Origin of the sequence: Superficieibacter sp. 1612_C1, from assembly GCF_015234305.1 — a bacterium.
Classification (GTDB): Bacteria; Pseudomonadota; Gammaproteobacteria; order Enterobacterales; family Enterobacteriaceae; genus Superficieibacter.
In genome coordinates, this window is record NZ_JADGMI010000001.1 from 828,193 (window position 1) to 848,783 (window position 20,591).

A 20,591-nucleotide genomic window follows, 5' to 3' on the forward strand; every position below is an offset into this window, starting at 1 on the left:
TTTTGGGAAGCGTTGTTGACGGCACAATATCATTGTATCAGTCCGTCAATCAGGGTGCCGACGTTCCGCACATTCTGATTGCGGCAGGGTTTCATGGAGAAGAACCCGCGGGATGCTGGGGGATGCTGGATTTTCTGCGCGAGGGCTCCCCTGAATTGTTTGATAACGTGGCCGTGAGTTTTTTACCGCTTGTGAACCTGTCTGGCCTGAGTGCTGGCTGTCGGCTTAACAGTATTGGACAGAACCCAAATCGCGGCTTTACCAATGGGGCAGAGGTCGAGCCTTCTGTTGAAGGAAAAGTACTGCTTAATTATGAAGCGCTTCTGAAAAACGCAGCCAGACACGGTGTGCTCTGTTGTCATGAGGATATTCTTCGCCAGCAGGCGTATCTCTACACCTTTGAACATACTGCCCGTCCAGGCCATTTTAGCGTGGCATTACGTGATGAATTTGAACGTTTTTTCCCGGTCATGGAAAAAGAGCGGGTTGATGGCTGTGAATGTGAGGATGGCATCATCTTTAACCATTTTGATTCGTCATTTGAATCCTGGTTGTTTTCTTCAGGTTCCGACGTCGCAGCGTGCACTGAAACGCCGGGGTTGCAACCCTTTGCAAAGCGAACAGAGGCAAACCGTTATTTAATCGGCGCGTTTATCTCATCCATACTGGAGCGCAACAGTATCGGGGGCGGGATGTCATGAAGCCTTTATTACTGACCAATGCATTAATAATCAGTGAGGACATGCGCTATCAGGCCGACATCCTTATTGATAAGGGACGGATCCAGAAAATTGCCTCGCTTATTCCCTCCCGACCGGAATGGCAGGTTATTGATGTGCGAGGAAAATGGGTGATCCCCGGTATGATTGACGATCAGGTTCATTTCCGCGAACCCGGTCTGACGCATAAGGGAAGTATTGCCACTGAATCCGCCGCCGCAGTAATGGGAGGCATTACCAGTTTTATGGAAATGCCGAACGTTACGCCACCCACGACAACCCGTCAGGCGCTGCGTGAGAAATTTCAGCGTGCCTCGCGTTCTTCGCTGGCGAACTACAGTTTTTACTTCGGCGCGACGAACGATAACCTTGACGAACTGAAAGCGCTTACGGCTTCGCAAGCCTGCGGGGTGAAGGTCTTTATGGGGGCTTCTACCGGGAATATGCTGGTGGACGATGAACAGGTGCTGGAAAGTATTTTCGCTAATGCCCCGTGTCTTGTGGCAACACATTGCGAGCATACCCCGACAATAAAGCAAAATGAGGCGATATGGCGGGCTCGTTTTGGGGATGCTATTCCTCCCGGCGAGCATGCCGCTATTCGTTCTGTGGACGCCTGCCTGACATCCTCCCGCCAGGCCGTCTCTCTGGCGAAAAAACATCGTACCCGATTACATGTTCTGCACATTACCACAGCAGATGAACTTGTACTCTTTGATGCAGCCACCACGCTGGAGGCGCTGCGCCAGAAAACCATTACGGCTGAAGCCTGCGTTCATCACCTGTTTTTTAATCATGACGATTATGAAACGCTGGGACATAAGCTCAAATGTAATCCATCCGTAAAGACCTCGTTTCATCAGGAAGCCCTCTGGAAAGGCGTTAATGAAGGCATTATCGACGTTATCGCAACTGACCATGCGCCGCATTTACTGGAGGAAAAGCAGAATGACTATTTTGCTGCGCCTTCCGGCTTACCGCTGGTGCAGCATGCTCTTCCTGCACTGCTGGATATGTGCAGCAGGGGGATTTTTACCCCGGAAATGGTGGTGAGAAAGACCAGCCATGCTGTAGCCGAGCGCTTCCAGCTCAAAGATCGCGGCTATATCAGGGAGGGCTATTGGGCGGACCTGGTGGTTATCGATCCGTTCAGTCATCAACAGATAATCCGGGAAGATGTGGCATACAAATGCGGATGGTCCCCCTTTGAAGGCCGGATTTTGTCAGGCGGTGCGGTGGATATGACGCTGGTAAACGGCCACGTTGTCTGGAATGGGCGCGCCATACAGCAGAAGTACGGCCTGCCACTGGAATTCTGTCGCTAGCCACGTATTTATTTTGCTCAGGCTTAACTTCTCCCTGAGAACACAGAAAAGGTACATTTTGTGAGTATTATTATTCCTGGTTCTTTCCCGGCGCGACGGCTGCGCCGTTCTCGCACCCATTCTTTCAGTCGCCGTCTGGTCGCTGAAAATCAGCTGACCGTAAACGACCTGATTTTACCTGTATTCATTATTGAGGGACGAAACCTGCGGCAGGAAGTGCCGTCGATGCCGGGCGTATTTCGTCTGTCGGTTGATATGTTGCTTCATGATGCCGCGCAATTTGTTCAGGCAGGTATACCGGCTATTGCACTATTTCCGTGTATAGAAAGTTCTGCTAAATCGCTGATGGCAGACGCTTCGTGGGATCCATCCGGTTTAGTACCGCGAGCTGTAAGGGCGCTGAAAAAGGCTTTTCCTGAACTTGGGGTGATAACTGACGTTGCTCTTGACGCCTATACGTCACATGGTCAGGACGGCATCATTGACGAACATGGATATGTGCTTAATGAGCCGACAAAAGAAATTCTCACCAGACAGGCGCTTACGCACGCCGAAGCGGGTGCAGATATTGTCGCGCCAAGCGACATGATGGATGGCCGCATCGGGCATATCAGACAGGCATTTGAAACGAATGGTCTGCTGACTATTCAGATCATGGCATATTCAGCGAAATACGCGTCAAACTATTACGGTCCTTTTCGCGAAGCCACTCAATCTGCCATGGCACTGGGCAAGCGGGACAAAAAGAATTATCAGATGGACCCGGCGAATGCGATGGAAGCGTTGCATGAAATTGCCCAGGATTTGCAGGAGGGGGCAGACATGGTGATGGTTAAGCCGGGCATGCCATATCTGGATATTATCAGGGAAGCCAGGAACACTTTTGCGGTACCCGTCTTTGCCTATCAGGTTTCCGGCGAGTATGCGATGCATATGGCTGCGTTCCAGCATGGCTGGCTCGACGAAGAGAAAACGGTGCTTGAATCACTTATATGCTTCAAACGCGCCGGGGCGGACGGCATATTGACCTACTTTGCCAGCTCGGTAGCCCAGTGGCTTAATCAACATCAGCGGGAATACTGATTTCTTGTTCACTCGTTTTCCTGGCGGCTCAGCAGAATAACCGCAGAGAACAACGGTCATCACCCGCGAAAATGTTATGTTATTATATAGCGTTAGGGCGTATGATTTACATACAGTCATGTGAATTACTGTTATCGTTTTGTTTCCGCCGCTGCGAAAGACGATCCAGAAAGAGGTTGATATGAAAATCAGTAAGATAATTGCCCTGACGCTAACAATGGCTTCAATACACGCTCTGGCATTTCAGGCAAAGGACAGGGCGGGCGCAGAGCTTTCCGGCCAGCAGTTACGCACGGCGGAAGATAACATTCTCAGTAATTTTTACAGCCAACACGGTATTCAGTCTCAGGCAACGACGTTGGGAACGTGCGCCGCCGTGCCGGTACCCGGCTGCCAGTGCCCGTTCTGCTCAATGCTGCGTAGCCAAAAGGCCTGAGCCGATTATCGGGTGCTTTGCTGAGTACGGTACCTGCTTGTGGGTAAGATGGAAGGCTCCGCCGCGTTCAATGAGACTTATACCGATTTGATCAAGCTTCATGCGGCATATTTTTGACGGTTTACCCATGCGTTGGCGAGGCTATTTACAGGTTTTCTGCAATCACATCATTCACCAGCCAGTCGTGAAACACCTTCACTTCATGACGCATGACATTCTGCTGAGGTGTGACGACATAATAGGACCATTTTAGCGGCCAGCGATGTTCTGGATGCAGCTGGACAAGTTGCCCTGTCTCCAGAAGTTGTTTCACCAGGGCATGGCGAACGATCGCTACTCCGCGGCCACTGAGAGCCGACAAAATCACTGCCGACGTCGAGTTAATATGCAGGCCGCTCTCCTGTGCTTCAGGCGCATTAACGGTGTTGAGCACATCTTCCCATGATGGAAAATCTGCGCCGGGATGCGGGGTGTCGTCATGGATTAATTTTTGCGTAGCGAGCCACTTACCGCAGGCAATTTTCTCTGATGGAACAAGTCGTGGACTGCATACCAGCACGGCCTCTTCATTTATCAGCCAGGTTTTATTCACGCCCTGCCAGTCTCCCTGACCACAACGAATACCTATATCTGCCTCGCCGTGTGAGACATCCATCAGCCTCTCGGTCACGTTGAGCCGCAGATCAATATTTTCGTGGCTTTCAGAAAAACGGTTAAGACGATCCATTAGCCAGTTCATTACCAGAACCTGTGATGCGGTTACTACCACAACAGAACGCGCCCGACGGCCGCGCAGTTTATTTAATCCCGTTTCCAGTTTATCCAGCCCCTGAGTGATGTCCTGCAAGGCGTCCTGAGCTTCATCAACCAGAGTAAGACGCTCTTTACCCGTGCGGGTACGGTTGAGGAGCGGGTGCCCGACCCATGACTCAAGCGAGCGGACCAGTTGTCCTACGGCCGCAGGGGTAACACCCAGCTCTTCGGCAGCCCCTGTAAAGCTGCCGTGCCTCGCTGCGGCTTCAAAAGCGTGCAGCCATTTTAGTCGGTTAAGCGATCGCACTTGTGACTCCTTATATCGTCTGCCAGCCATTATATCTTATCAAGAAAGTTTTTCTTTTCCGGCTCGCAACTTCTTCTCATTCGTCATCACCGATTCGCGGTGGCAATCTACCGCCACACGATAAGAGGCAACGGCTCTTATTAACACCCATCAAAATGATTTTAAAGAGGTTAGCGATGAACGCATCATTTACCGGTAAAAAACTGTTAGTGGTCGGTGGAACAAGTGGTATGGGTTTCGAAACTGCGAAACAGGTTCTGAAAAACGGCGGTAGCGTAGTGCTGGTGGGCAATCGGCAGGATAAAGCTGAACATGCTCGCAAGGCGCTGGCAGCTGACGGTCAGGTGTCAATTATCATTGCTGATTTGATGAAAGAACAGGGGATGCAGCATGTGATGGATACCATCAACGCTGAGCATAAAGACATCAGCCTGCTGGTGAATGCGGCGGGTGTTTTCTTCCCGAAACCGTTTACCGGGCATGACGCCTGCGACTATGACATGTATATGAATATCAACCGGGCGACTTTCTTCATTACCCGTGATGTCGTGCGCAACATGCTTGACGCTGAAATTAAAGGATCTATCGTCAATATCGGATCCATGTGGGCACAGCAGGCTATCGGCGCAACACCATCATCCGCCTATTCTATGGCGAAAGCGGGTTTGCATGCGATGACCAAAAACCTGGCGATTGAGCTTGGCGGAAAAGGTATCCGCGTAAATGCCGTTTCTCCGGCGGTTGTACATACTCCGATTTATGAAGGCTTCATTCCTAAAGACGATGTGAAAGAGGTAATGAATAGCTTCGACAGTTTCCATCCCATTGGTCGCGTGGGGACACCTGAAGATATCGCTGAAACGGTAGCGTTTCTGCTTTCTGACAGGGCGGGCTGGGTCACCGGAGCCATCTGGGATATTGATGGTGGTGTGATGGCGGGCCGAAACGCCTGATGAGGATGCCACATGCGGCAAACCGCATGTGGCACGGGAGTTTTTATGGAAAATGACGTTACACAATATGAACTCGTGACGACATGGCGAGGCGGTATGACCAGCCGGACACGCTGCCAGTCATGTACGGTCGGGGGGCGCGTACAATCCTCCCAAAAATATATTATCGATTCAGATGAGCCTGAAGCGCTGGGCGGAACAGGGCTGGCACCTGGTCCCCGGGAGCTGATGCTTGCCGCATTTAACGCCTGTATGACGGCAGCTTTTATTTCTGAAGCTGACCGGCTGAACGTCACGGTAACGCATCTGGAAATTCAGACCGCCGGTAAACTCCATACAGGGTTGCCGGTCTCTTCCGTTCAGGACGTGGATGACTGGATCCACTACACCCTACACGTGAGGGGAAGTGGAGGTATCCGGGAGTTCGAGAATATTCATAGCGGCGTTATTAGCTCGTCACCTACCCGATGGCTACTGGCGCAGAATATGACTATCGAAGGCGATCTCATTGTTAACTGATCACGCCAGCTATCTATTTCACCTGCAAATTAATTCGGGATAATGCCTTAGATGACCACAGAACATGCTCTTTCAATATCAGAGCAAAATAATAATATCATCCGCCTTGCCGCAGCTCAGGCGCTTGCCGGAGCGAACTCGGTGGTGTTCTACGCCACCGGCGCTATTGTCGGTAATGTCATTGCCCCCAGCGCTTCGCTCTCAACGCTGCCCATCACCATGTTTGTGCTGGGGATGGCGGCGTCGATCCTGCCTTTCGGGGCACTGGCAAAAAAAGAGGGAAGAAAAGCCGCTTTCATGACAGGAACAGGGGCCGGGGTGATTACTGGCCTGACGGCTGCTCTTGCGGTGGTGTTGGGCTCTTTTTTGCTTTTCTGTCTTGCCGCGTTCCTGGGCGGGGCCTATGCGGCAGTTGCGCTCAGTTTCCGCTTTGCAGCGACAGACGGTGTCTCTCATGAACGCCGTGCCCGGGCGTTGTCACTGGTGATGGGGGGCGGGGTGGTAGCGGGCGTCATTGGCCCAATGCTGGTTACCGGAACAATGAATCTCTGGCCCCCCCATACTTTTGCCATCACGTTTATCGCTCAGGCGCTGGTGGCTGCGATTTCGGCTTTCATCCTGAAGGGCGTAATTCCTGCGGAGTCTGCAATAACGACAACATCCGGTGGTCGTCCTCTGCGCGAAATTATTCGTCAACCGGGATTTGCCAGAACCGTATTCAGCGGTGCCGTGACATATATGGTCATGAATTTCTTAATGACGGCTGCGCCTTTGTCTATGCATATGCACGGTATTTCTCAGGAGGCCTCAAATCTTGGGATCCAGTGGCATGTGATCGCCATGTACGGACCGGGATTTTTTACCGGTAAGCTTATAAACCGTTTTGGCGCTATGCGCGTTGCGGCTGCGGGGCTGCTGCTCACCGCAGGATCGGTCGTTGCCGGACTAAGCGGAACAGAGGTCCACCATTACTGGCTGTCATTGATCCTGCTGGGGCTTGGCTGGAATTTTGGGTTTATTGGTGCATCAGCAAAAATCATTGATTATCATCGGCCTGAAGAGAAAACACAGGTTCAGTCCCTGAATGATTTTGTGGTGTTTGGCGTCATGATCGTGGGCTCTTTTTCATCAGGCGCGCTTTTGAACCTCTATGGCTGGAATGCAGTATTATGGGGCTCGCTGGTGCCGGTGGGGCTGGCATTTCTGGCAATCATTCTTGCTCGCCGCGATTCATCAGCGAGGAACTAAATAAAGCCTGTAAAGAGGCGTCTTTATGCCTGCTAAGATCGAGGTGTTATCGTAAGCCTTTGGTTTTAATTGATTAGAGTGAGGGGGACTGGCTGCGCTCGGCCGTTGTCGAACCCCGGTCGGGGGTTCTCATCCCCCCCTGGCTTGGGGGATATACATAAGCAAAAAGCCCGTACTTTCGTACAGGCTCTCAACTCGAATATGGCGGTGAGGGGGGGATTGACTCGCTGCGCTCGCCCTGCGGGCAGCCTCCTCGCAGGCTCGTCGTCTGTCCAACGGGCTGTCGCCCGTTGTCGAACCCCGGTCGGGGGTTCTCATCCCCCCTGGCTTGGGGGATATATATAAGCAAAAAGCCCGTACTTTCGTACAGGCTCTCAACTTGAATATGGCGGTGAGGGGGGGATTGACTCGCTGCGCTCGCCCTGCGGGCAGCCTCCTCGCAGGCTCGTCGTCTGTCCAACGGGCTGTCGCCCGTTGTCGAACCCCGGTCGGGGGTTCTCATCCCCCCTGGCTTGGGGGATATATATAAGCAAAAAGCCCGTACTTTCGTACAGGCTCTCAACTTGAATATGGCGGTGAGGGGGGGATTGACTCGCTGCGCTCGCCCTGCGGGCAGCCTCCTCGCAGGCTCGTCGTCTGTCCAACGGGCTGTCGCCCGTTGTCGAACCCCGGTCGGGGGTTCTCATCCCCCCTGGCTTGGGGGATATATATAAGCAAAAAGCCCGTACTTTCGTACAGGCTCTCAACTTGAATATGGCGGTGAGGGGGGGATTCGAACCCCCGATACGTTGCCGTATACACACTTTCCAGGCGTGCTCCTTCAGCCACTCGGACACCTCACCATATTGTCTGTCACCGTCCTCGAGGGGGGCGACGGGGCGCTACTATAGGGAGTTGCGGGGAAACGGTCAAGCATAATTTCTGCTTTATGTTTCTTTCGGTTAAGCAATAAGCATCCCCCGCGCTGGTGACAGCGTGGGGGATAGGGTATTAGCGCTGGGAGTCCAGTTTTTCGCTGTTTTGCGCCACTTCCTGCGCTTTGGTGTAGCTTTCCATCAACAGCTGATAGGCCGGGAACACTTTGGTGTACACTTCTGCCCACTCGCCCGCATCTTCGCGGTTCCACGTCGCCTGAAGCTCCGATGCCACGGCACCGGTATCTATCGGTACTACGCCCGCCTGAACGATGCGAGCCAGCGTAATTTCCTGCGCCATCTTGCTGTATGTACCGGACGCGTCGATTACAGCAAACACTTTATACCCTTCAGCCACGGCGCTGATTGACGGGAATGCCATGCAGACGCTGGTGATGGTGCCAGCAATAATCAACGTTTTTCGCCCTGTGGCTTTTACTGCGGCGACAAATTCCGGGTTATCCCAGGCGTTAATCTCGCCTTTACGGGCAACATACTGAGCGTGCGGCGCGTTAGCATGAATTTCCGGGATCAGCGGGCCGTTTGGCCCCTGTGGTACAGAGGCCGTGGTGATCACTGGCAGTTTCGCCAGCGTCGCTATTTTCGCCAGCGCGGCGGCACGCGCCCGCAACTCCGGCATTGGCATATCGCCAACGGTTTGAAACAGGCCGCTTTGATGATCGATCAGCAGCATGACTGCATCATTCGCATCAATGACCGGACGGGCACCATTAAAGTTAGCTGGAGTAGACATCGTATTCTCCTGTATCGTTTACATCTGGCCAAAGCGGCCGGTATTGAAATCACGGATGGCTTCCGCAATTTCAGCATTGGTGTTCATTACGAAGGGGCCGTAGCCGACAATCGGTTCGTTTAACGGTTCTCCCGCCAGCGCCAGCACTTTGGCGTCGCTGTTGGCGCGAAGATGGATTTTGCTCTCTTCCTCACTCAGTACGATCAACTGCGATTCATGAGCGGTGGTATCGCCGTTGATCTCCACACTGCCTTCGGTAACAACCAGCGCGCTACTCCAGCCGACCGGTTGTTCAAGGGTAACTTCACGATTCTGACGTAAGGCTATATCCCACACGTTTATTGGTGAGAACGTATGCGCCGGGCCTGGTGTACCCGCGTAATTCCCCGCGATAACGCGTATCTGGCCGCTGTCGTCGGAAAGCGCGATAACAGGGATCGCGGCGTCAGTGATACTTTGATACCCCGGAGAGGTCATCTTGTCTTTAGCCGGCAAATTGACCCACAGTTGCGCCATTTTCAGCTCGCCTCCCTGGCGTGAAAATGCCTCCGAATGAAACTCCTGATGCAGAATGCCTGAGCCTGCCGTCATCCACTGCACATCGCCTGGCCTGATAACGCCGCCGTTGCCGGTTGAGTCGCGGTGTTCAACTTCACCGGCGTAAACGATAGTGACAGTTTCAAACCCGCGGTGCGGATGCTCGCCAACGCCGCGTTTCATATCATCCGCAGGGAAGGTGTGCGGTCCGGCATAATCCAACAATAGAAAAGGACTCAGGCTTTTGCCGTGCGACTGATAAGAAAATAATGAACGAACCGGGAAGCCATCGCCCACCCAGTGTGGATGTGGCGCGGTATATACACCCGTAATCTGTTTCATTTGTTTCTCCTTTATAATGAGCTTTGATGTCAATTAGCTTATATTTAGATTTAATACTTCGGTAGATAACTAAAATGGTTCACACTGTTGCAGAAAATGGAACGATGGGATGGCGATGCAGGATCTGAATGATTTCGTTTGGTTTGTTCACGTTGTTGAGCATGGCGGTTTTGCGGCGGCCGGACGAGCACTGGATACGCCAAAATCAAAACTTAGCCGTCGCATTGCGCAACTGGAGGAGAATCTCGGCGTCCGGCTTATTCACCGCACGACGCGAAAATTTACGGTAACGGAAGTGGGTCACGCTTTCTACCAGCACTGTAAAGCGATGCTGATTGAGGCAGAGGCGGCTCAGGATGCGATTGCCATGGTGCGTGCCGAGCCGAGAGGAAGGGTAAAACTCACCTGTCCAGTGACGCTGCTGCATGTCCATATCGGCCCGATGTTGGCAAGATTTATGATGCGTTATCCAGGGATCCATCTGCAACTGGAAGCGACAAATCGGCAAGTGGATTTGGTGGGCGAAGGCGTTGATGTCGCTATACGTGTACGTCCTCGTCCCTTTGATGACAGTGATTTAGTTATGAAGGTATTGGCCGATCGGGGACATTGCCTGGTTGCCAGCCCTGCGCTGGTACAAAAAATGGGAAAACCGCAATCGCCTGCGGAGTTGAGTCAGTGGCCGGGATTAAGCATGTCGGCTGGCAAGCATATTCATAAATGGGCGCTTGGCCGCATGGACGGCGCGCGAGCGGAGATCCACTTTACGCCGCGATTTATCACTTCCGATATGCTGGCGCTACGGGAAGCGGCAATTGCCGGCGTCGGAATTGTGCAGTTACCGATCCTGATGGTTCGCGATCAGTTGGCTTCCGGCGAGTTAATCGGGTGCTATCCGAATGGGAGCCGCGGCGTGAAGTTATCCATGTGGTTTTCCCTTCCCGGCGGGGACTCTTGCCTGCGGTCAGAGCGTTGGTTGACTTTTTGACCGAAGAGTATGAACGAATGGTAGAGGAATAAAAGGGGAAGTGGGATTAACTCGTTGCGGGCAGCCTCCTCTGCACTCACGCCTGCATGTGTTCACGACTTCCTGTGGAAAATGGCTGGCATCGGTAGGGTACTCACTCAACGCTTACGGTAAAAGATGCATTGTGCGTCTACACTACTAACAGTTGCAACGGCGGAAGTGCTTGAACAGTAACCCAATTGCTACGTTCTGCTCTCTGGAGCGAAAACCTGAAAAATCGGCCTCCATCGACTCTCCATAATTGTATAAAAAAAGAACAGCAATGTGTTGTTATGTGACAAGTGAGAATGAGTTTTATTTTTAACATTTATAGGGATCGACTTTAACAGATGTTATACATTTCGTTATAAAAGTCCTTGTACACAGGATATTTTTGTCCATTTTAGTCGGACGTAACTTCTATAATCCGTTTGATTTCCTTATGTTACTATGTGTAATTATATTATATCTACTCTAGTTAAATAAAATGTTACACACCGCGAGATTCTTAATGTTTGACATAGGAATTTGCTTAAAACTAATCTATGTGCATTATGAATATTTGATTTTGTTAATTTTCTTCTGGCGGGGTGAATTAAAATGAGAAACCTTATTTAATGTTTTACTAAGCAGTTTTGAAATCATCACATAAATAGAGCGTGTTTTACGACTCTCATTTTTTTGGCGTATTTTAATACGGCCTGGTTTACTGATGGTTGCAGCATTGCTTGTGTTTCGTTGAAGAATGAATATTAACTATAATTTTTTCTCTTAGGGTGCATCATGAAATTTAAGCAAAACTTGATGGCTACTTCAATAACGTTAGTGCTGACGGTGAGTACAAAAGCTTCAGGATTTTACAAAGAGAAAAAGAAAAACGATCATAATCACATTCAGAATGTTGGGCTTGAGCATTCGAATGATAGCTTTCATCAAACGGACTCGTTGATCTGAAAAAAGCTGCCGGAAAAGATAAATAATAAACGTAAACCGAGGGGAGCTATGGCACACCAGATTGGTGCTAAAAGCTTTAGTGACGGCTGTATACCGCTTGACCTTTATACCTGTTATTTCTTTTACCTTATAGGGTGGTAAAAGATTATTAATCTCAGAGGGATAGTTTTGTATGAGAAATGGCGAAATAATGATTTCAAAACGTGCAGCCTGGATTATGGTTTTCATAATTGGTGTTTTATTTTGGATTACATTTGGATTTGGAGTTTATTTTGTCTTCTTCTGATAAAGATGATTCTTTCAGCCACGAAGAGGCAAATGTAAGGAAGGACGATGCAGAAATCTTTCCTTCCTTAATGTTGTCTGAAGATCAGGTAGCATTCATTAAACTTTTGCTTGAGAGTTGCGATAAAGACGAATAATTCATTCTGAATGACGGAATTTCCTTGTGAAATTTATAATTAAAAATGCACGCACATCTCTCGGGGTTCAGGCCCATAACGCTAAGCGAACAGCAAATGATAATAGTCGATATTGCTGCTTATAATGCAATGCGGTTATGGTGTGATAACGCCAAAGAAAAAGAGATCAGGGAAATTGAAATGGAGCAACCTCAAGAGCTTCGGCCGTACTTCAGAAAACAGTTTAAATATTGGTTAAGTCTCTATACCGAACCATTATTTTTTCTTAGTGAGGATTAAAAAGTATCATATAAGCTGTATGTGCTTCCCATTGCGTTTTTTTACTTGCTACGCAGGTTAAGGTGGGATTTTTAAGCTTTGAAAGATTTTATCATTTTTAGATGATAACCCTTTACTGATGTCTGGATGATATTGATTCTTGTATGCCCTCTGATACAGCTTCGCTTGCCTCTGCCAGATACCCCGAAAATGAAAGCACTATTACAGTTTTTTTCGTCAGCACACCTTCACAAACCGAACATGCACTGCGATTCAGCCACCTCTTTCAGACCCTGCCAGTAATAGAGCTGACGCCGTTTGAAAGGGCAAACGAAGTGCTCTACAGTCTAAAACAGGGTCAGGCGCGCTACTGAATAGTACTTACAATGAATCAGAATAATTAATCATATGTCGACAGAATATAACTGCGTGGCCTTTTATGTCACCGGAGCATGTGTTGGTCATGGCGGAAAAACTGGGCATTCAGGTTATACCGGCGCTGGCGAAGCGTAAATCATAACATTAACGGTAGAGGTGACAGCCTCTGCCATCGGGACGGACGACATTATGTTGCAAAAACAGTTGGCGCTATTCAGCGCATTCCCCCTGCTGGTCTGGGCCAGCGAGCCGATCCGTTCTGCCCGTACTGCAAACAATTCTGGGCAGCTGCCCGACCATGGATCAGTTCCGGTAAAGTGGAACTGAACACGCTGTTAGTGGCGGTGATTAACCCGAAAAGCGGGCAATATGCGTCGGCAATCCTTAACGCTGATGATCCTGCGAAAGCCTGGAGCGACTATGAAATGTCTAACGGGAAAAAGCGCCCTGAACCGCCAGCCAGTACACCGAAAGAGACCTTCAACCTGCTGCAATACCATCAGCAGCTGATGGACGAAACCGGTGCAGTAGCAACCCCGGCAATTTATTACATGAATGACAAACAGGAGCTTCAGCAGGTTGTCGGAATGCCTGACGAGAAACAACTGGAAGCTATGTTCGGGCCTAAACCCCCTTCAGCTTAAGCTCAAAGCGGGCTCTGCATTGCGACAGCCAACTATATGCAGGGCCGATTGTATTCTGGGACAGGCGCACTCTAACAACGATCCTGATACGCCTGGATTATCGTGGCGAGCCAGCGGCTGTGATAAGCATCACAGTCGTTTTAAGTAATTGAATTTCCAGGCACAGTAAAGCCATTTCAACTCCTCCCAGGCAACACGCATGTAGTTCAACAGCGTTAGTTTTCTGCCACTCAATTTTTTACCAGCGATACCAGCGTTCCCACAACTGAACGCGGGTAGTTAACCACTCTATCCATACGTTGTGTGAATCAGATCGCAAAAAGCTGCCAGCGCGCTTACTATTCGTAATACTAGTATGGTAGAAAAGTGTTTTTACTTTAAAGGTGGTAATAGGTATGCAAATGACAATGCGCTGGTTTGGACCAGTGGAAGATAAAATTTCGCTGGAATATATCCGCCAGGTTCCCGGTGTTGAGGGAGTTGTAGGGGCGCTGTATGACGTTCCGGTTGGCGATGTGTGGCCAGCGGAAAAAGTCCGCGCCCTTGCCGACCAGGTTCAGCAGGCCGGTCTAAAAATGGAAGTGATTGAAAGCGTGAACATTCACGATGATATCAAAATTGGTCTCCCCAGCCGTGACCAGCTGATTGCTAATTACCAGCAGACGATCCGTAACCTGGCGGAAATCGGTGTTAAAGTCATCTGCTATAACTTTATGCCAGTCTTTGACTGGATGAAAACAGACATGAATTACGTCCTGCCGGATGGTTCATTGACCATGGCGTTTGAAAAAAATGGTATCGATAAAACCCTCGATGAAGTGGTGAAAGAGGTACTGGAAAATTCCAACGGTTTTGCCCTGCCAGGCTGGGAGCCAGAACGTCTGGCGAAAGTTCAGGAGTTATTCGCCAAATATAAAGATGTTGATGATGCAAAACTGCGGGAAAACCTGGTCTATTTCCTTGAACGCGTTATTCCGGTATGCGAAGAAGTCGGTATTAAAATGGCCATTCACCCGGATGATCCGCCGTACTCTATTTTCGGATTGCCTCGCATTGTTAAAAGCAGAGACGATCTCGACTGGATTTGTAATGCAGTAAATTCTGAAGCCAATGGAATTACGTTATGTACTGGCTCCATTGCTGAGGATCCTGATAACGATGTTTATCAAATTCTCGCTGAATTTACCCGCCGCAAGCGTATCCATTTCGCTCATGTGCGCAATATCAAATTGATTAAAGATAAAGATTTCTACGAATCCGCACATTTATCACGCTACGGTTCTCTTGATATGTATGAGGTGATGAAAGCCCTGCATGATAATAGTTTTGACGGTTATATCCGACCGGATCACGGACGTTTTATCTGGGGAGAAACCGGGCGTCCGGGTTATGGGCTGTACGATCGCGCCCTCGGCGTCACCTACCTGCACGGATTGTGGGAAGCACTGGAAAAACAACACCAATAATGTATGGGCCGGAGGCTTCTCCGGCTTCTCTTGACGCACCATCTGTAAGGAATGCTCTATGTCCCCGCTGTTAGCATTATTTTGGGTGCTGGTAGGTATTGCGCTCCTGGTTCTCATGAACCTCCGCTATAAATTCCACAATATTTTCGCCTTGCTGATTGCCGGTATTTTTGTCGCTATCATGGAAGGTATTCCGCTGGATAAAATTGTCACAGTAATCCAGGACGGGTTGGGCAGTATTCTCGGTCACCTGGCGTTGATTATTATTTTCGGTGCCGTCATCGGAAAATTTATGACCGAGTCAGGTGCCAGCCAGCGGATCGCTGATACAGTTATTGAACACTGCGGTACGCGATTTCTTTCTGTTGGATTAATGTTTATCGGCGTTATTTTTGGCATTGCCATGTTTTATGAAGTGGCATTCCTGATTGCAATGCCGCTGGTATTAAATATCGCCAAAAAAGCAAATATCCCGTATATGAAATTAGTGGTCCCAACGGTTGTAGGTGCAACAATGGGGCATAGCCTGTTCCCGCCGCAGCACGGCCCGGTTGCACTTATTAGCGCCTTTAATGCCGATATTGTACAGGTTTATCTGTATGGCATTTTAGTGATCCTTCCGGCGCTGTTTTGTGCAGGCATTCTGCTGCCAAAATACCTGCCGGGCATCAAAGCAATTCCGCTCAATTCGCTGCTAAAACCGGTCGAGGAAAAAACCTCACAGGATTTACCCTCCTTCGGCATCAGTATATTAATCCCGCTGATCCCGGCGGTACTAATGATTGTGGCTTCCATCATTAAAGGATTTATGTCCACCAGCCCGGAACTGGTTAAAGTGTGCACCTTTTTCGGCAGCGCGGAAATCAGTATGCTGCTGGCAACACTTGCCGCCGTCTGGTTTCTCGGCGTGAAGCGTGGCATGACGGCGGATGGTGTAACGCATTGCGTGAGCGACGCTATTGCGAAAATAGCTAACGTTTTATTTGTGATAAGCGCTGGTGGCATTCTGAAACAGGTGATTGTGGTTTCCGGCGTCGGCGATCATATCGTCACGATTATGGGTGACTTACCTTTATCGCCGTTTATTGTCGCGTGGATAATCACCGCGATTATTCGCATTCTTACCGGCCAGGGCGCGGTAGCGGCTATTACTTCTGCCGGGATTGTTGCACCAATGGTCAGTGCGTTTCATCTCAATCCGGCTCTGATGTGCCTCGCTGTTGCCTGCGGCAGTAATACCATCACGCTAATGTACGATGGCGGCTTTCTGTTGTTCAAAGAGACATTCGGCATTTCAATGAAAGACACCTTTAAAACCTGGGGTTTGCTGGAGTTGATTAACTCTGTGGTCGGCCTGGGGATGGTGCTGGTGCTGAGCCTGTTTATCTCTTAATCCTTCAAAACGTGTACCTGCTAGCGTAGTAAGCGCTTTGCGCTAGCGGGCTCAGGGGCAGCCAGTAGTGCAGAAGGCATCTGCGTCTTCTCAAGAGCATAAACGGGTCAGTGAGCCTGTCGCTCAGAAGGTGACTTTTTCCTTCATGTGGACAAACATTCCCAGGTTATTCCAGTCCCGTTTATTAATACACTTTATGTATTCACGATATGAGGCTTCAGGATTCATCGGCATTTTCCGGGGCAGAAAGAACTATTTACAGCCTGTACGGCACGGCGGGCCGGGCGAGTTTGAGTTCAGCATAACCCATTTTCAGCTACGCTTCTTGATAAGCATTTTAGCCGCAGCCAGGAGATTATGATGCCCCCGTTGAATTCCCCTTTACAGTCCGATCTGAATCGTTCATTTAAAGCCACTGTTCCGCTTGGTATAGGAATGATGGCTGCAATTGATGAAGTGGTGTTTCATCAGATTCTGGCCTGGCATCACTTTTTTGACTGGGGCACGCCAGCTTTCAGCCTGCTTTCGGATGGGCTGCTGCATTCAGGTGAGCTGATTTTTTTTGTGCTCGGTTTTTTTATGTTTGCGGATCTGCGTAGCCGTAGCAAACTTAACCGGACGTCGGCATGGGCGGGCTTCGTTTTTGGTCTGGGTGCATTTCAACTGTTTGACGGGATTGTCGATCATAAGCTGCTCAGGCTGCATCAGATCCGCTACGTTGACAACGTACTGCTTTACGACCTTGTCTGGAACGTGTCTGGTCTGCTGTTGTTACTGGCAGGATACCTGATATTTCGCCACGCACGTGCGACTACACACTATGTGGCGGGAGGCTAATCAGTGGAGCATGCGATGCACCATACTGGAGGGGCCCCTTCAGCCGCGCTTTTTATTCTTCTGGTTATTATGCCTGCCGCACTGCTGTGTTTATATCTGTTAGCCGCCGTCCGGATACGACGCACTGCCAGATGGAGCGCCTGGCGCATTGCCAGCTTCACGACCGGAATCGCTTTAATCGTGACATCCATGTTGCCGCCTCTGGCAGGCTGGGCCCATAACGATTTGCGCAGTCACATGCTACAGCATCTGTTGCTGGGGATGTTCGGGCCTCTCGGGCTGGTATTTGGTGCGCCGGGTTCACTTTTTCTGCGCAGCGTTTCTGCGCAGACGGCACGCGGCACAATGAACGTTCTTCGCATCCGACCGGTGCGTTTTTTAATCCATCCGGTTACCGCTGCTTTTCTTGATATTGGCGGGATGTACCTTCTTTATCTCACGCCTTTTTATGCGTTGAGTATGGGCAATCCTGTACTGTTTGTTTTCCTTCATCTGCATTTTGTTCTCTCCGGCTACCTGTTTACCTGGTCTGTCGCCGGGCCAGATCCCGCTCCTCACCGTCCGTCGAGGGCCGTTCGGCTTACGGTAATTTTCCTGGCCACGGCCGCTCACGCCATTCTCGGTAAACTGATGTACGGCTACGGATATCCGCAGGGTATCTCAGCCAGCATTGAAGAAATTCAGGCGGCTGCGCAGTGGATGTATTACGGAGGGGACGTTGCCGAGTTTTGCATTATTATTGGCTTTTTCGCAGCGTGGTTCCGGCAGCGCAGTACGCTACCGGATGCGTTGGCAGATTAAACTATTAATCCTTTGTTTTCGTCCTGAGGTTGGCTAATGTGGCTGCGACAGGTTTCTCCAGCCAGAGTCTGAAAACGTGATTCGCCAGGGTTTTGGATGTGCGGATACGCGGTTTTCTGACCGAGGAAGTGGGCTGACGCCCGTTGTCGAACCCCGGTCGGGGGTTCTCATTCCCCTGGCTTGGGGGATATATATAAGCAAAAAGCCCGTACTTTCGTACAGGCTCTCAACTCGAATATGGCGGTGAGGGGGGGGATTGACTCGCTGCGCTCGCCCTGCGGGCAGCCTCCTCGCAGGCTCGTCGTCTGTCCAACGGGCTGACGCCCGTTGTCGAACCCCGGTCGGGTGTTCTCATCCCCCCTGGTCCGGAGGTATATGCGAAAAAAAAGCCCGCACGTGAGTGCGAGCTCTTCTTCAAATATGGCGGTGAGGGGGGGATTCGAACCCCCGATACGTTGCCGTATACACACTTTCCAGGCGTGCTCCTTCAGCCACTCGGACACCTCACCATATTGTTGTTCCGGCGTCACCGGAACGGGCGCTAATGTAGGGAAATCCGTTACATCCGTCAATGTTCTTTTTACCGGAAGCGGTGCGTTTAGTTAAACTTCCGCCAGGTTGCTTCCGGAATAAACAAAAAGTGTCTTTTTTGTCGCCGGATGGCTTTTTACAAAACTCCGCGCAGAAATTTGATATCCTCAAAAACGATACAGATCAAACAGAAACCGTCGCGTCCGCTACAGGACAAGCGTTGGATAACGTCAGGAGTTCACATGGATATCATCTTTTACCATCCCACCTTTGATTTTCACTACTGGAAAGCGCAACTGGAAAATAAACTGTCGGGTGCCACGGTGCGCCAGTGGGAGGAAGGCGATCATCAACCTGCGAATTATGCACTGGTCTGGGAGCCGCCGGTGGAGATGCTGAAAGGCCGCCAGCTAAAAGCGGTATTTGCCCTGGGCGCGGGCGTCGATTCGATTCTGAAAAAGTTGCAGGCGCACCCGGAGATGCTGGCGGAGTCGACCTCGCTCTTTCGCCTCGAGGATACCGGTATGGGCGAGCAGATGCAGGAATATGCGGTAAGCCAGGTGCTGCACTGGTTCCGGCGCTTTGACGATTATCATGCGCAAAAGCTTCAGGCGCGCTGGGAGCCGCTGGAGGCGTATAATAAAGAGGATTTTACCATCGGCATTCTCGGCGCGGGCGTGCTTGGCGGTAAGGTCGCGCAAGCGTTGCAGGCATGGGGATTTCCGATCCGTTGCTGGAGCCGCAGCCGGAAATCATGGCCCGGCGTAAAAAGCTTTGCCGGCCAGACCGAGCTGACCGAGTTTTTAAGCGGCACGCGCGTGTTGATTAACCTCCTTCCGCACACGCCGGAAACCGTCGGTCTTATCAATGCCGGACGTTTAAGCCACTTGCCGCAGGGGAGCTATTTATTAAATCTGGCGCGCGGCGTTCATGTCGTGGAAGCGGATTTATTGCAGGCGCTGGAAAGCGGCCAGTTAAAAGGCGCGATGCTGGATGTCTTCAGCCGCGAACCGCTGGACCCGCAAAGCCCGCTGTGGGCGCATCCGCGCGTGGCGATGACGCCGCATATCGCCGCTGTAACGCATCCCCCGGAAGCCATTGCCTGGATCGCCCGTACCATTACCGGGCTTGAGAAAGGCGAGGAGGTTACCGGGCGCGTCGATCGCGTTCGCGGTTACTGAGTCGAATCCGGCTCCGGCCGGGTTTTGCTTAATATCGCAGGGCAATACCTGCTATCCTTGCGCAAAACATCAGAGGAGAGAACGATGTATCCCGTCGATCTGCATATGCACACCGTCGCCAGCACCCACGCTTACAGCACGCTTAGCGACTACATTGCGCAAGCAAAGAGTAAGGGAATTAAGCTCTTTGCGATCACCGACCACGGTCCGGATATGGTAGATGCGCCGCATCACTGGCACTTTATTAATATGCGCATCTGGCCGCGAATTGTCGATGGCGTAGGTATCCTGCGCGGTATCGAAGCCAATATTAAAACCACGCCCGGCGAGATTGACTGTACCGGTCCGATGCTGACCTCGCTCGACCTGATTATCGCCGGTTTTCATGAGCCAGTATTTCCACCGCAGGATGAAGCTGCCCATACCGAGGCGATGATCGCGACGATGGCCAGCGGCACTGTCCACATTATCAGCCACCCGGGTAACCCGAAGTATCCTGTCGATATTCCGGCGATTGCTGCCGCGGCCGCGAAGTATCATGTGGCGCTGGAAATTAATAACTCGTCGTTCGTGCATTCGCGTAAAGGCAGTGAAGAAAACTGCCGGGCGGTAGCGGCTGCGGTTCGTGATGCGGGCGGCTGGGTCGCGCTGGGATCGGATTCCCATACGGCGTTTACGCTGGGCGATTTTAGCGAATGCCGTAAAATCCTTGATGAGGTCCATTTCCCGGAAGATCGCATCCTCAACGTTTCGCCCCGGCGTTTACTTGATTTTCTGGAGTCGCGCGGCATGGCTCCCATCCCTGAATTTGCCGATTTTTAAATCTCATA

General features: G+C 50.8%; 16 protein-coding genes, 2 tRNA genes and 2 pseudogenes. 15 read left to right on the top strand and 5 right to left on the bottom strand.

All coding sequences use genetic code 11. The annotated features are described in order from the left end of the window. Window positions 1–122: 122 nt before the first annotated feature. The 4 genes from INT84_RS03895 to INT84_RS03910 all read left to right on the top strand — a co-directional run bounded on the left by INT84_RS03895 (window position 123) and on the right by INT84_RS03910 (window position 3,563). Window positions 123–701, top strand: a complete 579-nt coding sequence (locus tag INT84_RS03895; RefSeq protein WP_228065807.1) for a hypothetical protein — start codon at window positions 123–125, stop codon at window positions 699–701. Then, window positions 698–2,044: a dihydroorotase gene (locus INT84_RS03900; RefSeq protein ID WP_194205699.1), complete on the top strand. Its 1,347-nt coding sequence runs from the start codon at window positions 698–700 to the stop codon at window positions 2,042–2,044. Before INT84_RS03895 ends, INT84_RS03900 begins: the two co-directional genes overlap by 4 nt. A gap of 60 nt (window positions 2,045–2,104) precedes the next feature. Then, the gene (gene hemB / locus INT84_RS03905) at window positions 2,105–3,127 is read left to right on the top strand and encodes a porphobilinogen synthase (protein ID WP_194205700.1); all 1,023 of its coding nucleotides are present in this window, start codon (window positions 2,105–2,107) and stop codon (window positions 3,125–3,127) included. A 181-nt stretch (window positions 3,128–3,308) separates the two neighbouring features. Continuing rightward, a complete protein-coding gene (locus tag INT84_RS03910) occupies window positions 3,309–3,563 on the top strand; it encodes a hypothetical protein (RefSeq protein WP_194205701.1) in 255 nt (84 codons plus the stop codon). A 145-nt stretch (window positions 3,564–3,708) separates the two neighbouring features. On the opposite strand, the gene INT84_RS03915 is transcribed toward INT84_RS03910, so the two are convergent. After that, on the bottom strand, window positions 3,709–4,623 hold the full coding sequence (locus tag INT84_RS03915) for a LysR substrate-binding domain-containing protein (protein WP_194205702.1): 915 nt from the start codon (window positions 4,621–4,623) through the stop codon (window positions 3,709–3,711). Between the two features lie 176 nt (window positions 4,624–4,799). On the opposite strand from INT84_RS03915, the gene INT84_RS03920 reads away from it, so the two are divergent. The 3 genes from INT84_RS03920 to INT84_RS03930 are packed head-to-tail and all read left to right on the top strand — an operon-like array spanning window position 4,800 to window position 7,343. Continuing rightward, window positions 4,800–5,576: an SDR family NAD(P)-dependent oxidoreductase gene (locus INT84_RS03920; RefSeq protein ID WP_194205703.1), complete on the top strand. Its 777-nt coding sequence runs from the start codon at window positions 4,800–4,802 to the stop codon at window positions 5,574–5,576. Window positions 5,577–5,621: 45 nt separating this feature from the next. Further along, window positions 5,622–6,095 carry an OsmC family protein gene (locus tag INT84_RS03925; RefSeq protein ID WP_194205704.1) on the top strand — a complete coding sequence of 158 codons (474 nt, stop codon included), beginning with the start codon at window positions 5,622–5,624 and terminating at the stop codon, window positions 6,093–6,095. A gap of 51 nt (window positions 6,096–6,146) precedes the next feature. Beyond that, window positions 6,147–7,343 carry an MFS transporter gene (locus INT84_RS03930; protein WP_194205705.1) on the top strand — a complete coding sequence of 399 codons (1,197 nt, stop codon included), beginning with the start codon at window positions 6,147–6,149 and terminating at the stop codon, window positions 7,341–7,343. A gap of 754 nt (window positions 7,344–8,097) precedes the next feature. Here the strand turns inward: INT84_RS03930 and INT84_RS03935 are convergent. The 3 genes from INT84_RS03935 to INT84_RS03945 all read right to left on the bottom strand — a co-directional run bounded on the left by INT84_RS03935 (window position 8,098) and on the right by INT84_RS03945 (window position 9,890). Next, a tRNA-Ser gene (locus INT84_RS03935) sits at window positions 8,098–8,185 on the bottom strand. Between the two features lie 148 nt (window positions 8,186–8,333). Next, on the bottom strand, window positions 8,334–9,011 hold the full coding sequence (locus INT84_RS03940; protein WP_194205706.1) for an isochorismatase family protein: 678 nt from the start codon (window positions 9,009–9,011) through the stop codon (window positions 8,334–8,336). Between the two features lie 18 nt (window positions 9,012–9,029). Continuing rightward, a complete protein-coding gene (locus INT84_RS03945; protein WP_194205707.1) occupies window positions 9,030–9,890 on the bottom strand; it encodes a pirin family protein in 861 nt (286 codons plus the stop codon). A gap of 109 nt (window positions 9,891–9,999) precedes the next feature. On the opposite strand from INT84_RS03945, the pseudogene INT84_RS03950 reads away from it, so the two are divergent. The 6 genes and pseudogenes from INT84_RS03950 to INT84_RS03975 all read left to right on the top strand — a co-directional run bounded on the left by INT84_RS03950 (window position 10,000) and on the right by INT84_RS03975 (window position 18,049). Next, window positions 10,000–10,910, top strand: a pseudogene (locus INT84_RS03950) (LysR family transcriptional regulator). Window positions 10,911–13,156: 2,246 nt separating this feature from the next. Then, window positions 13,157–13,552, top strand: a pseudogene (gene dsbG / locus INT84_RS03955) (thiol:disulfide interchange protein DsbG); the annotation flags it as partial. Window positions 13,553–13,947: 395 nt separating this feature from the next. Further along, on the top strand, window positions 13,948–15,018 hold the full coding sequence (gene uxuA / locus INT84_RS03960) for a mannonate dehydratase (RefSeq protein WP_194205709.1): 1,071 nt from the start codon (window positions 13,948–13,950) through the stop codon (window positions 15,016–15,018). Between the two features lie 58 nt (window positions 15,019–15,076). After that, window positions 15,077–16,411 carry a gluconate:H+ symporter gene (locus tag INT84_RS03965; protein ID WP_194205710.1) on the top strand — a complete coding sequence of 445 codons (1,335 nt, stop codon included), beginning with the start codon at window positions 15,077–15,079 and terminating at the stop codon, window positions 16,409–16,411. Between the two features lie 360 nt (window positions 16,412–16,771). After that, window positions 16,772–17,248, top strand: a complete 477-nt coding sequence (locus INT84_RS03970; RefSeq protein WP_194206109.1) for a DUF2243 domain-containing protein — start codon at window positions 16,772–16,774, stop codon at window positions 17,246–17,248. A gap of 15 nt (window positions 17,249–17,263) precedes the next feature. Next, the gene (locus INT84_RS03975) at window positions 17,264–18,049 is read left to right on the top strand and encodes a cytochrome c oxidase assembly protein (protein WP_194205711.1); all 786 of its coding nucleotides are present in this window, start codon (window positions 17,264–17,266) and stop codon (window positions 18,047–18,049) included. Window positions 18,050–18,470: 421 nt separating this feature from the next. Here the strand turns inward: INT84_RS03975 and INT84_RS03980 are convergent. Continuing rightward, window positions 18,471–18,558 (bottom strand) — tRNA-Ser (locus tag INT84_RS03980). Window positions 18,559–18,822: 264 nt separating this feature from the next. Here INT84_RS03980 and ghrA point away from each other — a divergent pair. Both ghrA and INT84_RS03990 read left to right on the top strand, forming a co-directional pair. Next, window positions 18,823–19,761: a glyoxylate/hydroxypyruvate reductase GhrA gene (gene ghrA / locus INT84_RS03985; protein WP_194205712.1), complete on the top strand. Its 939-nt coding sequence runs from the start codon at window positions 18,823–18,825 to the stop codon at window positions 19,759–19,761. An 84-nt stretch (window positions 19,762–19,845) separates the two neighbouring features. After that, a complete protein-coding gene (locus INT84_RS03990; RefSeq protein ID WP_176917829.1) occupies window positions 19,846–20,583 on the top strand; it encodes a phosphatase in 738 nt (245 codons plus the stop codon). The last annotated feature ends 8 nt before the right edge of the window (window positions 20,584–20,591 follow it).

What these genes read in the sequence shown, in the direction of transcription:
- INT84_RS03895 (WP_228065807.1), top strand. Translation starts at nt 123, where the DNA reads ATGCTGGATTTTCTGCGCGAGGGCTCCCCTGAATTGTTTGATAACGTG.
- INT84_RS03900 (WP_194205699.1), top strand. Translation starts at nt 698, where the DNA reads ATGAAGCCTTTATTACTGACCAATGCATTAATAATCAGTGAGGACATG.
- INT84_RS03910 (WP_194205701.1), top strand. Translation starts at nt 3,309, where the DNA reads ATGAAAATCAGTAAGATAATTGCCCTGACGCTAACAATGGCTTCAATA.
- INT84_RS03920 (WP_194205703.1), top strand. Translation starts at nt 4,800, where the DNA reads ATGAACGCATCATTTACCGGTAAAAAACTGTTAGTGGTCGGTGGAACA.
- INT84_RS03925 (WP_194205704.1), top strand. Translation starts at nt 5,622, where the DNA reads ATGGAAAATGACGTTACACAATATGAACTCGTGACGACATGGCGAGGC.
- INT84_RS03930 (WP_194205705.1), top strand. Translation starts at nt 6,147, where the DNA reads ATGACCACAGAACATGCTCTTTCAATATCAGAGCAAAATAATAATATC.
- INT84_RS03940 (WP_194205706.1), bottom strand. Translation starts at nt 9,011, where the DNA reads ATGTCTACTCCAGCTAACTTTAATGGTGCCCGTCCGGTCATTGATGCG.
- INT84_RS03945 (WP_194205707.1), bottom strand. Translation starts at nt 9,890, where the DNA reads ATGAAACAGATTACGGGTGTATATACCGCGCCACATCCACACTGGGTG.
- uxuA (WP_194205709.1), top strand. Translation starts at nt 13,948, where the DNA reads ATGCAAATGACAATGCGCTGGTTTGGACCAGTGGAAGATAAAATTTCG.
- INT84_RS03965 (WP_194205710.1), top strand. Translation starts at nt 15,077, where the DNA reads ATGTCCCCGCTGTTAGCATTATTTTGGGTGCTGGTAGGTATTGCGCTC.
- INT84_RS03970 (WP_194206109.1), top strand. Translation starts at nt 16,772, where the DNA reads ATGCCCCCGTTGAATTCCCCTTTACAGTCCGATCTGAATCGTTCATTT.
- INT84_RS03975 (WP_194205711.1), top strand. Translation starts at nt 17,264, where the DNA reads ATGCACCATACTGGAGGGGCCCCTTCAGCCGCGCTTTTTATTCTTCTG.
- ghrA (WP_194205712.1), top strand. Translation starts at nt 18,823, where the DNA reads ATGGATATCATCTTTTACCATCCCACCTTTGATTTTCACTACTGGAAA.
- INT84_RS03990 (WP_176917829.1), top strand. Translation starts at nt 19,846, where the DNA reads ATGTATCCCGTCGATCTGCATATGCACACCGTCGCCAGCACCCACGCT.